Annotated in this window: 10 protein-coding genes; 5 read left to right on the forward strand and 5 right to left on the reverse strand. The window is 68.0% G+C overall.

Translation table 11 applies throughout. The features are described 5' to 3' along the window. Positions 1-76 precede the first annotated feature (76 nt). From AC1DNF_RS16185 to AC1DNF_RS16200, 4 genes are all read right to left on the reverse strand, one after another. Positions 77-1,177, reverse strand: a complete 1,101-nt coding sequence (locus AC1DNF_RS16185) for a TAXI family TRAP transporter solute-binding subunit (protein WP_478149623.1) — start codon at positions 1,175-1,177, stop codon at positions 77-79. 58 nt (positions 1,178-1,235) lie between these two features. Continuing rightward, positions 1,236-2,282, reverse strand: coding sequence for a hypothetical protein (locus AC1DNF_RS16190; protein WP_478149624.1), 1,047 nt, complete (start codon positions 2,280-2,282; stop codon positions 1,236-1,238). Between the two features lie 8 nt (positions 2,283-2,290). After that, positions 2,291-3,784 (reverse strand): hypothetical protein, encoded by a 1,494-nt coding sequence (locus tag AC1DNF_RS16195; protein WP_478149625.1) that lies wholly within the window; start codon positions 3,782-3,784, stop codon positions 2,291-2,293. Positions 3,785-3,955: 171 nt separating this feature from the next. Further along, on the reverse strand, positions 3,956-5,623 hold the full coding sequence (locus AC1DNF_RS16200; protein ID WP_478149626.1) for a diguanylate cyclase domain-containing protein: 1,668 nt from the start codon (positions 5,621-5,623) through the stop codon (positions 3,956-3,958). 454 nt (positions 5,624-6,077) lie between these two features. Between AC1DNF_RS16200 and AC1DNF_RS16205 the strand changes: the two genes are divergently transcribed. Together AC1DNF_RS16205 and AC1DNF_RS16210 are read left to right on the forward strand one after the other, a co-directional pair. Continuing rightward, complete coding sequence (locus AC1DNF_RS16205) at positions 6,078-6,719, forward strand: hypothetical protein (RefSeq protein ID WP_478149627.1); 642 nt, start codon at positions 6,078-6,080, stop codon at positions 6,717-6,719. Positions 6,720-6,797: 78 nt separating this feature from the next. Next, a complete protein-coding gene (locus AC1DNF_RS16210) occupies positions 6,798-10,001 on the forward strand; it encodes an ATP-binding protein (protein ID WP_478149628.1) in 3,204 nt (1,067 codons plus the stop codon). 34 nt (positions 10,002-10,035) lie between these two features. Here the strand turns inward: AC1DNF_RS16210 and AC1DNF_RS16215 are convergent, their stop codons facing one another. Further along, positions 10,036-11,319, reverse strand: a complete 1,284-nt coding sequence (locus tag AC1DNF_RS16215; RefSeq protein WP_478149629.1) for a LysR family transcriptional regulator — start codon at positions 11,317-11,319, stop codon at positions 10,036-10,038. Positions 11,320-11,457: 138 nt separating this feature from the next. Here AC1DNF_RS16215 and AC1DNF_RS16220 point away from each other — a divergent pair, with 138 nt between their 5' ends. The 3 genes from AC1DNF_RS16220 to ligK are packed head-to-tail and all read left to right on the forward strand — an operon-like array spanning position 11,458 to position 14,321. Next, complete coding sequence (locus AC1DNF_RS16220) at positions 11,458-12,567, forward strand: 4-oxalomesaconate tautomerase (RefSeq protein ID WP_478149630.1); 1,110 nt, start codon at positions 11,458-11,460, stop codon at positions 12,565-12,567. 21 nt (positions 12,568-12,588) lie between these two features. Further along, complete coding sequence (locus AC1DNF_RS16225) at positions 12,589-13,617, forward strand: amidohydrolase family protein (RefSeq protein WP_478149631.1); 1,029 nt, start codon at positions 12,589-12,591, stop codon at positions 13,615-13,617. Positions 13,618-13,619: 2 nt separating this feature from the next. Further along, positions 13,620-14,321, forward strand: coding sequence for a 4-carboxy-4-hydroxy-2-oxoadipate aldolase/oxaloacetate decarboxylase (gene ligK / locus AC1DNF_RS16230; protein WP_478149632.1), 702 nt, complete (start codon positions 13,620-13,622; stop codon positions 14,319-14,321). Positions 14,322-14,333: the final 12 nt, after the last annotated feature.

Consider the following 14,333-nt stretch of genomic DNA (forward strand, 5'->3'; position numbering starts at 1 on the left):
CATTTCATTCTACGTAACCGCCGCAGCGGCCACTCCGGGGGGCGGCGTCAATCCGGGCCGTGAATTCGCAGCCGACTCAGCGCTTGCAGATGGCAAGCACCATCTCCTGCTCCGTGCAGGGACGGGTTCGGGGTGGCGGCTTGTCCGACGCCGGCGTGATCAGCGCCGCATGGTTGGCCATGCAGGCGCGCATGCGCCTTTCCATGGGGGCGTAGTAGCGCCATCCCTGGCTGAGGGCGGGCAGTTCCAGGCGCACCTGCTTCCACTTGGGATGTCCGTATGCCTGGAGCTTGTCGAAGTTGGTGCAGAGCGATTCGGCGAAGCGGTCGAGATAGCCGACCGTCGACTTCAGGCCGTAGTCGTAGGTGACCAGATAGGCCTTCACGGTGAGGGTGGGGATGTCGGCCGTGAGCCAGTTGGCGTAGCTCGTGGCGCGTATCGTCGCTGGAAAGTAGGTCTTCTTTGCGCGCGCCGTTTCCGGCGCCGCGTCGTCCAGCTTGAGGATCTTGATGTAGTTGCGTGCCTCGGGCTTCATTTCCGAGAACAGCTTGGCTGGCTGTCCGGCAACGATGATCGCGACGTCAATGGACTTGTCCACCGTGAGCCTGGCGAGCGCTTCCTCATTGCTCAGGTACTGCGCGTTGGCCGCAGGTATGGGCTCCCCGAACATCAGCTGGTAGAGCGTTCTCGAGGTGAGCGCCGTGCCGCTGCCGATCGGCCCGACGCTGATCTTCTTGTCCTTGATCTCGTGGATGGCGTTCAGCGGCGAGTCGGCGCGGGCGACGAAATAGATCTCCTCGTCGTAGAGCGGCATGATGAGGCGCAGCGGGCGAATGATGTTGCCCGCGTCTTCGTTGCCGGCCTTGGCCTCGTCCAGGAAGGCCTGGTAGACGTCGGACTGCACCAGCGCGAGCTTGACCCCGGGCTCGAAGCGCATGCGCTGGACGTTCTCCGCCGAACCCTTCGACTCCAGCACTTCGAGATCGATGCCGGCGGGATCGGCGACCCACTTCGCCAGGTCGCGGCCGATCTCGATGTACGTGCCGGTCTTCGACGCCGTGACGATCTTGTATTGCGCCCTGGCCGCCGGGATGGCCGACAGCGCCCTGGGCGCCGGCAGGGCCGTGGACAGCAAGGTCATCAACATCAGCCCGGTCAACAAGGATCTGATTGGCATGCTGGCTCCTTTGAAGCATCGTGATGGTAATCCCGTCGGGCGATGAGCGGTACACGCCTCATCGCTCGCCTTTGACCTGGGGCGTATCGCGTTCTGTCGGGGAAGCCGGTGTCGTCGAGCACAGCGCCAGCGCCGCGAGCGCGGTGTTGCACTCGATCTCCTTGGGAGGTGCCGCGCCCACGGTCGGGGCGGGGGCGGCCATGGCCGGAGCTTGCGCGGCGGCCGGGGCCTGGGCGGGGGGCGCTGCGGCGTCGCGAAGCCCGAGTGCTTCGGCCGCTGTCAGGGCGCTATCGCGACGCTGTTCGCGCTTGGCCGCTTGCTCCTGCCTTCGCTCCTGCCTGCGCTGCTCGAGCTCGTCCCTGAGGGCCCGCACGGCAGGATGATCCGGATACGCGGCGGCCAGGGCGCCGAGTTCACGCTCCGCGACGCCGAAGTCTTCACCATTCAAAGTGCTCCGCGCCTGCGTCAGTTTCGCGGTGAATTCCTTCTGGGCTTCGGTCCCGGTCTGCGTGCTGAAATAGATCGTGCCCGGCACCAGGGCAAGCAGGAAAAGGGTCAGGGCCGCGAGCTTGACGATCGTCGAGCGCTTCCGGCCAGCACCCGGATGAGGCGCCGGCGTCGGCTCCGGCACATGGATGTATGTGGGCAGCTCGTCCTTCCAGTTGATGACGGCGAGGTCGAAGCGGCCGACCGTGGAGTCCACGTTCCCCTGGATCTCGACGACGGCGCGAGGGGCAAAGGGGCTTTCAATCCGCTCCGGCGCTTCCTGCCGCGGCCGGAATGCCGAATTCATCGCCATCGGCGACACGGCTTCGGATCGATCAGGCGTTGTGTGTTCGAGTTCAGGCTCGGGCTCGGGCTCTGGCTCGATCGCCGGCTCGGGCTCGGTCAATGGCTCAGGCACGGGCTCAGGCATGGGCTGAGCCACGGCCTCGGGCTCGAACTCGGGCTCGGGCTCGAACGCGACGGGCGCTCTTGCCGGACCCGTGCCGAACGCGACGGACTCGTCCTCTCCGCAGTACGGGCAGAACTTGACGCGCCCATAGAGCAGCGCGGCACAGTGCCTGCAAGAGAAGACCAAGTCCCACTTCGCGAGGTTCGACATGGCCCAGCTCATGGCTCGATCCGCCACCCCGGCAGGCGACGCTTGTCGGGGTGATAGAGATACAGGTGGCCCGCATAGACGAAGGGCCGCGTGGCCCATGGGCGGGGCATGCGGGCAACCCAGAACTGCACGTCGTGCTCGCCGCGCAGTTCGAATGTGGTCGTGCAGGTCACGTTCGACGCGAGCATGCTCTCCAGCGAGCGTGTGCTCGGCACCCGCGCGCACAGAAGGGCCGACGTCGTCGTCGACTCCAGCAGCGGGAAGATCACTTCACCGGCGCTGGAATCCACGCCGCCGACGGGATCGAACCATGGCGCGGCCCGCAGGCGCTTGTCGAGGCAGAAGCACGCCGCTCCGCTGCAAAGCCGCGGTGAACTGGCGGGCCTGCTTTCCGGGTTGCCGAGACCCAGTCGAACGAAGACGAATTGGCCTCCCTGTTCGTTCTCCCGCAGGCACTGTTGCCACAGGTGGCCGCTATCGGAAAGGTAGGGGCTGCCAAGATCGAAACGCGGCTTGACGCCAGAGGCCCATGGCAACAGGGACGCTTCGAGCGCGGCACCCCCGCGGCGCTTGACGATCAGCTGGCCCGCCGGCGCCATCCAGATGATCTGCCGGCGATCGGCCAGCGGGCGAACCCATCCCGCCGCCGGGGCATCGAGTGCCGGCCCATCGACGCGCCGAATCGCGGTGCCGTGGGGATCCAGGGTGTAGACGCCGAGCCTTTCGTCGTCTTCCAGCATGGGCACATAGACCTTGCCTCGCCACATGACGGGCGCGCCCACGCAGCAGGTGCCGACGGTGCGCGATTCGTAGGTCCGCGCGATCAGGTTGATGGTGATGATGGCCAGCCCGTCGTCGGTGGGCATGTAGATCCTGGTGGGCCCCTGGAGGTCCTGCGCCGCCATGCCCCAGGCGTTGTCGCCGAGAGAGCTCTCGCCGAGCATCTCGTCTCCGCTGGAGTAGATCTCCTTCCAGCTCTCGGAGTGCGGCAGCCAGTGGTAGATGAGTCCGCGCGAAAACTCCAGCGCGAACAACCTGGACTCGCAGGTCTCGAACGCGCTCACCAGGAACTGATAGTTTCCCGCGGGAGGCATCGCCATCTGATGGTCCGCAACGGAGTCCACGGACAGCGTCCTCCTCAGCGCCAGGCGCGCGTCCGTCATCCGCAGGCCTTGCGGCTTGTCGGCCGCGGAACTGTCGCCGCCGAAGGGCGGCAGCCATGCATCCCGATGGGCGCGGGCCGGTTCGGGCAGTGCCTTGCCGGTGATGGGAGAAAACCTGAAGGCTCCGGGGTAGAGCGCGAAAGGCTGCTCCCCCCGATCCGCCTCGTCGACGCTCACGCGGGCGCCGATCAGCGCCGCGAAGTCGAGCGGGTTGGCCGACGCCGAGGGTGCGCCCAGACCCCTGTAGTCGGCGAGATCAAAAGCCCCCGTCTCCGGATCGCGGGACCAGATCTCATCGCCGACTTCCCAACGCTCCGACAGTGTCAGCGAAGTGGACATTCAATCAGTGTAATGCGTTCGAACTACTACGTGCGGCCCGAATTGACTGGCCGGACCAGGTAATCGCAGCCCTGGGGCGGAGGCTGCCGACGAATCGGGCCGCAGGGGCAGGCCGAATCGGTAGATACCCCGATTCGAGGCCAACTGAGCGTATGCCGGTGAGGCGGACGCCTACATTCCCGCCTTCGCCTTTTCTTCGAACATCCTGATGTCGCTGCGCTGAATCAGGGATTCGGCGGTGTCGCCGGCGCAGGCTTGCGCGACGCCGATGCTCACCGTCACGCGAAGAGCCGCAGACCAATGATCCCAGCGCAGGGCGGCCACCAGCGAATGGAGTCGCCCGCACATCTCCTGCGCGCGCTGCAAGGTCGTGCGCGGGAACAGGATGACGAACTCGTCGCCGCCCAGCCGGGCCGGCAGGTCCGTCTCCCGTAGCGAAGCCTGGATGGATCGGGCGATCGTCTTCAGCACATCGTCGCCTGCCGCGTGGGAATACCTGTCGTTGACGCGCTTGAAGTCGTTGAGGTCGATGAGCGCCAGGCAAAAAGGCTGCGCCGAGTCCGACGCCTCTTTCAGCGCGTCGGCCAACTGGATGTCGAAACGGCGGCGATTCGGAATGCCCGTCAGCGAGTCCTCGAACGACAGCCGCTCCAGTTCCTGCGAGTGCTGCGCCAACAGCCGCAGATGCTGCTCGCTGGTGCGAATGTCCAGGTGCGCGCGCACGACCCTGTGGCGGCTGTCCAGGATGTCGTCTCGCACGCGCAGCTCACGCTGGCGGTGCCTGCGCTCTTCCTCCAGCGCCAGCGCGCCCAGTCCCTGCGCCTTGTAGATCTGGGTCAGCAGCAGGTGACCGACCGTGGCCATCTGCTCGAACTCGGCGCTGCCCGCCAGGTCGATCAGGATGGTGGCTTCGCGCCGCGCACCCTCCAGGTCTTGCCGGCCCCAGCACAGCTCGGCCTGAACCCAGTGGCTGATGACATTGGCCACCTGGGCGTACTTGGCCGGCTGGGCGCGGCTCTCCGCGGCGATCCATTGCTGCTGCGCCCCGTCGAGATCGCCCTCCCAGCAGAGGCACAGCGCCAGGCTGGACCGGGCGAAGCGCTGCAACACGGCACGCACACCGGGCAGCATCGGAAAGGGCGTGCCGTCCTCGAAAAGTCCGGTGCACTCGGCCAGCCGTTCCCGCAAGGCGCCGGTGCTGGGCATGACACCGGTGAAGTAGCGCTCGCCGGACAGGCGCATGACCTCCAGCCAGACCAGGTTCGTGCGCGGCAGCAGGACATTGCTGTGGGGCGCGTACAGCAAGGCAAGGCGCTCGGATTCGCGCAGGGCCGATTCGGCCTTCGCGAAGCTCTTGCTCCAGAGATAGGCGACACCGAGGTAGTTCTGCAGATTGACCTGCTGCGGTCCCGGCGGCAGCAGCTCGCCCAGCTTCACGCTGAACAATGCGGCCTCGACGGCCTCGGCGTCGCGCCCGAGGATGCTGCTGGCGTGCGCGAGCAGGGACAGGGCGGAGGCCTCGCTCGAGATGTCGCCGTCGAGTTGCGACAACTGCACCGCCCGCTGGGCCGCCTCGATCGCACGGCGGAACTTTCCGAGGACGCGGTCGTACTGTGCCAGGGCCATGTGAGCCTTGGCCTGCATCGACATGTCCGCCTGCTTCTCCGCATCCTGCAAGACCTGGACTGCGAGTTCCCTCGCCGATTCGACTTCGCCATCCTCGAGCATCTGTCGCGCCGCGTCGAGCTGCGCGAGGCCCTTGATGGCCAGGTCGATGGGGCTTGCGGTTGCGGACTCGCGATCGGCGCTGCCGTGCGCGTTCAGCTTGTCGAGTTGCATGCGTTCGTCCGGAAGCGGGCGACTGTGCACGATGCCGCGCCTGCGGATAGGTCGAAGCCTGGCAGAGGGTCGATCGACTGCCGCATGGGAACGTCAGGACGGATGTTGGGGCGACATGACCCATCCTAGCATCAGTACCCCGCGGGCGCGGCACTCGGCGAGTGCGAGATCGCACGCCATGGCGATCCGCTGGGAGAGGCGAACGCCAAGGCCGACAAAGGCTGGTTTCCCATCCGAGAGTTGAGTACCATGGGCCTACTTCATCCGAGCGAGCCATCGCGTCAGGGCAGTGTGACCGGCCTCCATGGCTTCGCGCGCGCCGTTCTGCCGCCGTGCCTCTTCCACTCGGTGCAGGCGTGGTGGCTTGCGCATGGCGCATGCCTTCCAACGATCGTTTCCCGGCATGACCGCGGGGTCAGGCCTTTCGTTCGTCAAGACCAAGAAGGAGGTTCCCATGTCGTGCTACTTCGCCCCCGGCCAGGGTGGCTGGCCACCTGAAATGTTCCCGATACACGCGTGTCGGATGGACGACCTCAGGTCGCAAGGGCTGGCCGAGATGCTCTCCTGTCTCGGCAGGTCCGCGATCAGCGAGCTCGATTTCGATTGCAAGCAGTTCATCGGCGGCGCACTCAAGCCCGACGGCACGGCGTTCTACCTCACGACCATCGCGCCTGAAATCGGACGCGAAGAGAATCCCGTGGGTCACTGGTTCGGAAGCTTCTTCGCTCCCTTCGGCGTCGGCGACATTGTCGGCACGGTCGAGGCCGACATCCGCGCACCTGGCGCACTGCCGCTCGTCATGAAGGTCAAGGCGCAGCTGCTGCCGGATGCCGGCGGCAATCCGGCCACCCTTCAACTGGGGCGCAAGCCCCTTGTGAGCGTCGAGTGGGAGGTGAGCGGCAACCAGGCGACGCGGCCCAACAAGGGTGCCCTGATCAGATCCATCACCATTCACGATCCCGGCCCGCATGATCCGGCCGACATCCGCAAGTGCATCGCCCTGCATGCGCCGCAGCGCTGCTTCGGCATGACGCAGGGCGTTGTCGCCATGCAGTGCGGCGTAGCGGCGGCCTGCCTGGTTGAAGCGATCTGCTGAGACCTTGCCGAATCGGGGCGCGCCGGCGCGGCGCACCTGTCCTTGTGGGCCGCGGCCGTAGTCACCGAGCGACTCAAGATGTTTTGCTACTCCTGCGGCAGTCCGATCCTTGGCGGCGCTCGGTATTGCATCGGGTGCGGCGCGAAGGTGCTCGCCGCATCGAGCACGGCCCACCCGCCGAACCTGACCGAGCGCAAGTTCGTGACGATCGTGTTCATCGACATGGTCGGTTCGCTCAGCGCCATCCGCGACAAGGACCCCGAGGATGCCCATGAGCTGCTGACTTCCGCGATGGGCCTGATGGCGCAGGCCGTGCGCGCGTTCGGCGGCGTGGTGGCCGAGACAGCGGGCGACGGCATCATGGCGATCTTCGGTGCGCCCGCCGCGCAGGAGGATCACGCGCTGCGCGCCTGCTTCGCTGCGCTGCGTCTGCATTCACTGGTGGCGCAGGGCATGTCGGGTCGTCTTTCGCTTCGCGTCGGCATCAATTCGGGCGAGGTGGCGGTCGGCACCGTTCCCAATGATTTCTCGAGCGACTACACGGCGACCGGGGCCGTCGTGCATATCGCCGCGCGCCTGCAGGCCTTCGCACAACCGAACGAGACGGTGTTGACCGAACAGACGGCAAGCCTCGTTCGCGACGCGATGATCACCCAGCCGATCGGCCCCTCCACCTTGAAGGGGCTCACCGAGACGATCCTTCTCCATCGCCTGATGGGGCCCCATCCTCCCGCCGCTCGGCAGCAGTCGGCCCGGTCGCGCGCCTTCGTGGGCCGGGCATCGGAGCTCGATGCGCTCGACACCGCCGTCGCCGCCGCGCGGGGCGGCTATGGCTGCGCTGTCGGCGTGAGCGGCGAAGCCGGCATCGGCAAGACCGCCCTCATCGACCAGTTCGTTCAACGCCATGAGTCCGCCGTTCAACTGGTCCGCTGCACGGTCGAGTATCACGCGGGCGTCGCGCCCTTGCGGCCTTTCGCCGACGTGATGTCGCAGCTCCTGGGTCTTGAACCGCTCTCGCCCCCGCAGCGCCGGGAGGCGCTTTCGGCGCGCTTGCTCGATCTGTCGCTGCCGCCCGAGGTCTTCGAGGCCGCCCTCATGGACCTGCTGGGCCTCGAGGGCGCGCCGGCCAGCTGGCGAGTCCTTTCTCCGCTGATACGCGGCGATCTGGTGGATTCGGCGGTGACCCACGTGCTGACGTCTCAAAGCCGATCGCGCAGCCTCGTCGTCGTCCTGGAGGATCTGCAGCGCGCCGACTCGGCGACCCTCGAACTGGTGGGCCGCATCATCAGGTCCGCATCGGGCGGCCGGCTGTTGCTGATCCTGGCGTTCAGGCCGGAGCTCTCGCACGGATGGGGCGCCCACGAGAACTATCGGGAACTCCGCCTGGAGTGCCTCGACGAGGAGGACACCCGGGGGCTGGTCTCGGATCTGCTGGGGCAGGCGGCGCCCAGCCGCATCGAGAGTCAGTTGATCGGCTGGAGCAAGGGCAATCCGCTCTTCCTGCGCGAGAGCATCCGCGCGTTGCGAGAGGCTGGCGTCATGGACGATCCGGACGCGGCCGCGTCGATCTCCGTCCCGCCTTCGATCAATGACGCCATCGCCGCTCGCATCGATCGCCTCGCCGCACCCGCCAAGCGCGTCCTTCTGGCTGCCAGCGTGCTTGGGAAGACCTTCGTCTTCGACCTGCTGTCCGATGTGTCCGGCGTCGAGCGGGAAGCCCTCAGCGCGCAGGTCGATACGCTGGTGAAGGGTGAGTTCGTTCGCGCGCTGCAACCGGCCGCCGGCATCTACGGCTTCGAGCACGGGCTCTTTCAGGAAGTCGGCTACGCGACCTTGCTGCGAAGTCAACGCCGGGATCTGCATCGCGCCGCATTCACCGCGCTGGGCCGGTCGTCCCGGGATCACGCGCATCTGTCGAACGAGGCGCTGGCCCATCACGCCTTCGGCGGCGAGCTGTGGGCGCAGGCTGTTCCCGTGTGTCATGAGGCCGGCCGGCGCGCCGCCGCTCGCTACTCGAACCGGGAGGCCGCCCTTCATCTCGAGAACGCCATCGCCGCTCTCGCCCGGGCCGATGTCGCGGGCACGCGCATCGCGGAGGCGATCGATCTGCGGCTCGAGCTGCGGTCGGTGTGCCTGCCGCTGCTGCGCCTGGACCGGATCGGCGAGCTGCTCGCCGAAACCGATGACCTGGCCCGGCGCCTGGGCGATCCCGCGCGGCGAGTGAGCGTGACGGCGTACCTCGCCAGCCATGCCTACATGACGGAGGGGGCCGACCGCTGCATCGAACGATGCCGCGATGCCCTGGCGCTGGCCGACGGCACCTCGGATCCCAAGCTCAGGATCGCGCCGACCCTCTACATGGCCCAGGCGAACTATGCGCTCGGCCAGTTCCGGCGGGTCGTCGCGGCCCTGGAGCGAGAGCCGTCGCTGCTGGATCCCGCGATCCGGGGAGGCGAAGTGGGCCTGCCCGTTCGCCCGATCATCATGCGGGGATACTGGATGGCCATCGCGCAGGCCGAACTCGGCGACTTCGACACAGCGCAGGCGCTGTCCGCCGAGATGTTCGCGGCCGCCGACGACCGCCAACCCTTCGAATCCCTCTACGCGCGCACGGCGCAAGGCTTCATCGCGATGCAACTGGGCGATTTCGCGGCGGCCCTGGCGTTCAGCGCCTCCGCCCTGGACACGGCCGAGCACTACGAGATCACCTTCATCATTCCCGTGCTCGCGTCCCAGGTGGGCTTTCTCATGGCGTCGCAAGGCCGCGTCCCGGAAGGCTTGATGCTGGCGCGGCGAGCGCTGCGAAAGGCCGGGGAGATCGGCGTCATCGCCGGGTTCTCACGCTGGTGCGCGCGCGCATCCGAGGTCTGCCTGCTGGCGGGCGAGACGGACGAGGCACGGCGCCACGCGACGGCCGCGATCGATTTCGCCGAAAGAGAAGGAGGGCCCGGCTACCTCTGCTCCGCGCTTCGCCTGCAGGCCAGGATCAAGACGATGGACGCCGATGTGGAAGGTGCCGCGCATGATCTGGAACTCGCCATCGACATCGCCCGGGAGTTCGATCTCGGGCCGGCCCTTGGCAAGTGCCACTTCGACTGCGGCGTCGTCGCACACCGCCGCGGCCGACTGGCCGATGCATATCGGGAACTTGAGCTTGCGCGCGACTTCTTCGTCCGGCATGGGATGAGCGCCGGCGTGGCTCGCGCGTCCGAGGCGCGTGCGCGCCTGGAATCCGGCGATGCGCTGCCGGACTATTCGACGCTCTTCGGCAGCGCCGAATAGCGGGCCTTGGGCCGCATGCCGCATGCCGCATGCCTCACTGGCGCGGCAGACGCCGCGCCACGACCTCGCGCACCGCGCCGATCAATGCCGTGGCGGCGGGCGAGGGCAGCGCGTTCTTGCGCTGAGTGATGCCGATGAGGCGCCGGGTACTTTCCATGGGATGGTCGAGCACGACCAGCGCGCCGATGTCGATCTCATAGCGGAGCTGGTGCGCCGAGATGGCGGTCAGCATGTCGCTCTGAAGGAGGAGGCCGCGCAGCAGCGCGAGGTCGCCGGTCTCCACGCTCGGCACCGGCACCGGGTCGCCGCTGGCCCTGAATGCCCGCTCCAGCAGTTCGCGCGAGGGTGAGCCGGGCCGCGACAGCACCCAGCGCGCGCGCTGCAGCGACGCGCGGTCGATGCGCGGCAGCTTCGCGAGCGGATGCCCGGCCCGCACGATGAGCGAGATGCGGTCCTCGAACAACGGCTCCTGCACCAGGTCCTTCGCGGCCTCCGGCGGCCGCAGCGCGCCGATGATGAAATCGATGTCGCCGCTGCGCAGGGCGGCGGCGAGCGCCTCATAGGGACTCTCGACGGTGCTCACATGCAGGCTCGGATGCCGGTCCACCAGCATGGCGATGGCCGAAGGCAGGATCAGCGTGCGCGACAGAGGCAGCGCGCCGACCACCACGCTGCCCTCGACGGCGCCGCGCAATGCGGCGAGGTCGGAGTCGATGCTCCGCAGTTCGGCCAGCACGCGCTTGCAGCGGAAGGCCAGTTGACTGCCCGCGCGCGTCGGCGTCACGCCGCGCGCGGAACGGGTGAAGAGGGCGCGTTCGGTGCGCGTCTCGAGTTCGCGTACCAGCGCGCTGATCGCGGGTTGGCTGACGCCGAAGGCGGTGGCGACCGCCGGCATGTTGTGCAGCTCCGAGAGGCCGGCAAAGAGGGCCAGCCGCCGCCCGCTGAACATCGACGCCAGAAGGCCCCGGGCTTCGAGCGCATTGTTGCGCGGCGCGCCCTGTTCGCCGCTGGCCAGCTCCTGGCAGGCCGCGGCGAATTCCTGTTCCACGCGCTGCGCGCGCAGGCGCAGCGCCTCGCCGTAGACATTCAACAGCATGCCGCGGGCCTTGCGTTCGAACAGCGAGACGCCGAGGCTGGCCTCGAGTTCGGCCACCGCCCGCGTGACCGCGGAAGCCACGCGAAAGAGCGCCTCCGCGGCCCGCGTGACGCTGCCCGTCGCGGCTACGGCGGAGAAGGCCTGAAGATGCCGCAGGTTGATCTGCAAGGCCCCCGTGGAGGGCTTGGCCCGTCCGCCGTCGATAAGTTTGTGTGTGCCCATCGGTGAATTCTGCCAACGCGGCGGCGAAGAAGCCGCATCGACAGCCTGCCCGGGTTAACCCGTGGTCGATAGAGAAGTGAGAACGCATTGCGAGCGGAATTCACCCCGTCAGCGGCAGCGCGCGCCCACACTGACCGCATGCCTGCCTCGCCGCCATCCGATCTGCTGTCCTTGCCCTGCGTGCTCATGCGCGGGGGCACTTCCAAGGCGGCCTTCTTCCACCTGCACGACCTGCCGCAGGATGCCGCCGCGCGCGACGCGATGATCCTGGCGGCCATGGGCCATCCCGATGCGCGCCAGGTCGACGGCATCGGCGGAGGCCATCCATTGACGACGAAGGTCGCGATCGTCTCGCGCTCCGTCGACCCCCGGGCCGATGTCGACTACCTCTTCGGCCAGGTGGTGGCGGCCGAGTCGCGCATCGACTATGCGCCGACCTGCGGCAACATCCTCTCGGCGGTCGGCCCCTTCGCGCTCGACGAAGGCCTGGTCGAGGCACGGGACGGCGAATCGGTGGTCCGCATCCGCATGGTGAACACGGCTTCCCACTGCGAAGCGCTGGTGCAGACGCCCGGTGGCCGCGTGCGCTATGGCGGCGACACGCGCATCAGCGGCGTGCCGGGAAGCAGTGCCCCGGTCGAGCTGCGCTTCTCCGACATCCTGGGCTCGAGCTGCGGCGCGCTGCTGCCCACGGGCGAGGCGCGGGATCGCATCGACGGGGTCGAGGTCACCTGCATCGACAACGGCATGCCGGTCGTGCTGATGCGCGCCGCGGACCTGGGCGCCACCGGCGGCGAGACGCCGGCCGAGCTGGACGCCGACACGGCGCTGAAGGCGCGCATCGAATCGATCCGTCTGCAGGCCGGGCGGCGCATGGGGCTGGGCGACGTGAGCGCCAAGGTCGTCCCCAAGATGACGCTGGTGTCGCCCGCGCTGGCCGGCGGCACGCTGAACACGCGCACCTTCATCCCGCGCAAGTGCCACGACGCCATCGGGGTGCTGGGCGCGGTGTCGGTGGCTTCGGCCTGCGTGGTGCCGGGCAGCGTGCTCGACGGCCTTTGCGGCGTCGAGCCGGGCCCCTCGCGGCGCTTGCATGACCTGTCGGTGGAACACCCCACCGGCGAATTCACCGTGCGCCTGCTGATGGACGCCAGCGGCCGCGACATCGCCGGCGCGGCGTTGCTGCGCACCGCGCGGGCGCTGATGCGCGGCCAGGTGCTGGTTCCCCGCGCCTTCCCAATCCTTTGAAACGAACCGGACGCAGACCACGTGATCATCGATTGCCACGGCCACTACACCACCGCTCCGCGGGCACTGGAAGCATGGCGCAAGCGCCAGGTCGACAGCCTCGGCAACCCGGCGGAAACGCCTTCGCCCTCGTCGCTGCGCATCAGCGACGACGAGCTGCGCGAGTCCATCGAGCAGAACCAGCTGCGCCTGATGCGCGAACGCGGCAGCGACCTGACAATCTTCTCGCCGCGCGCGAGCTTCATGGCGCACCACATCGGCGGCTTCGAGACCAGCGCGGCCTGGGCCGCGATCTGCAACGAGCTCTGCCACCGCGTCGCGCGCCTCTTCCCCGAGCACTTCGTTCCCGCGGCGATGCTGCCGCAGTCGCCCGGCGTCGATCCGGCCACCTGCATCCCCGAGCTGGAGCGCTGCGTCAATGAATACGGCAACGTCGGCATCAACCTGAACCCCGACCCCTCCGGCGGCCACTGGACATCGCCGCCGCTGACCGACCGCTACTGGTACCCCATCTACGAGAAGATGGTGGAGTACGACATCCCCGCGATGATCCACGTGAGCACGAGCTGCAATGCCTGCTTCCACACCACCGGCGCGCACTACCTCAACGCCGACACCACCGCCTTCATGCAATGCCTCGGCGGCGACCTGTTCAAGGACTTCCCGACGCTGCGCTTCGTCATCCCGCACGGCGGCGGCGCTGTGCCCTATCACTGGGGGCGCTTCCGCGGCCTGGCGCAGGAGATGAAGAAGCCGCTGCTGAAGGACCACCTGCTCAACAACATCTTCTTCGACACCTGCGTCTACCACCAGCCGGGTATCGACCTGCTGACGGGCGTGATCCCGGTCGACAACATCCTCTTCGCCAGCGAGATGATCGGCGCGGTGCGCGGGATCGACCCCGAGACCGGTTTTCACTACGACGACACGCGCCGCTACATCGACGCCGCGGGCGCGCTGGATGCGCATGCGCGCCACAAGGTCTACGAAGGCAATGCGCGCCGCGTGTACCCGCGCCTGGACCGCGCGCTCAAGAGCAAGGGACTCTGACCATGGACACACAGACTCATTTCCAGGCGCTCGGCGTCGTTCATCGCAACATCCGCCGCGCCGATCCCGAGGCCGTGGCACTGCTGTCGCGCCACGGCGTGTCGACCGTTCACGAGGCCATGGGCAGGCTGGGCCTGATGCAGCCTCGCATACGCCCCACCTACCCGCTGGCGCGCTGCTGCGGCACCGCCGTCACCGTGCTGCTGCAGCCGGGCGACAACTGGATGATGCATGTGGCCGCCGAGCAGATCCGGGCCGGGGACGTGGTGGTGGCGGCCTGCACCAGCGACAGCACCGACGGCTTCTTCGGCGACCTGCTGGCCACCTCCTTCAAGGCGCGCGGCTGCCGGGGCCTGGTGATCGACGGCGGCGTGCGCGACGTGCGGGACCTGACGGAGATGGATTTCCCGGTCTTCAGCCGCGCCATCCATGCCAAGGGGACGATCAAGGCCACCCTCGGCTCGGTCAACGTGCCCGTGGTGTGCGCCGGGGCCCTGGTGCATCCGGGCGACGTGATCGTGGCCGACATCGATGGCGTGGTGGTGGTGCCCGCCCTGATGGCGCGCCAGGTGGCGCAGGCGGCACAGGTCCGGGAAGCCAGCGAGCGCGGCAAGCGCGAGCGATTCGCCGCCGGCGAACTGGGCCTGGACATGTACGCGATGCGCGAGCCGCTGGCCAAGGCCGGCCTGCGCTACATCGACTGAGGCGGCGGACAC

The sequence above is a fragment of the Variovorax sp. 01T432 genome (genome assembly GCF_056398605.1).

Excerpts from the sequence above, each read along its gene's own strand:
- AC1DNF_RS16215 (WP_478149629.1), bottom strand. The coding sequence starts at position 11,319 with ATGGGCACACACAAACTTATCGACGGCGGACGGGCCAAGCCCTCCACG.
- AC1DNF_RS16195 (WP_478149625.1), bottom strand. The coding sequence starts at position 3,784 with ATGTCCACTTCGCTGACACTGTCGGAGCGTTGGGAAGTCGGCGATGAG.
- AC1DNF_RS16200 (WP_478149626.1), bottom strand. The coding sequence starts at position 5,623 with ATGCAACTCGACAAGCTGAACGCGCACGGCAGCGCCGATCGCGAGTCC.
- ligK (WP_478149632.1), top strand. The coding sequence starts at position 13,620 with ATGGACACACAGACTCATTTCCAGGCGCTCGGCGTCGTTCATCGCAAC.
- AC1DNF_RS16190 (WP_478149624.1), bottom strand. The coding sequence starts at position 2,282 with ATGTCGAACCTCGCGAAGTGGGACTTGGTCTTCTCTTGCAGGCACTGT.
- AC1DNF_RS16205 (WP_478149627.1), top strand. The coding sequence starts at position 6,078 with ATGTCGTGCTACTTCGCCCCCGGCCAGGGTGGCTGGCCACCTGAAATG.
- AC1DNF_RS16185 (WP_478149623.1), bottom strand. The coding sequence starts at position 1,177 with ATGCCAATCAGATCCTTGTTGACCGGGCTGATGTTGATGACCTTGCTG.
- AC1DNF_RS16220 (WP_478149630.1), top strand. The coding sequence starts at position 11,458 with ATGCCTGCCTCGCCGCCATCCGATCTGCTGTCCTTGCCCTGCGTGCTC.
- AC1DNF_RS16210 (WP_478149628.1), top strand. The coding sequence starts at position 6,798 with ATGTTTTGCTACTCCTGCGGCAGTCCGATCCTTGGCGGCGCTCGGTAT.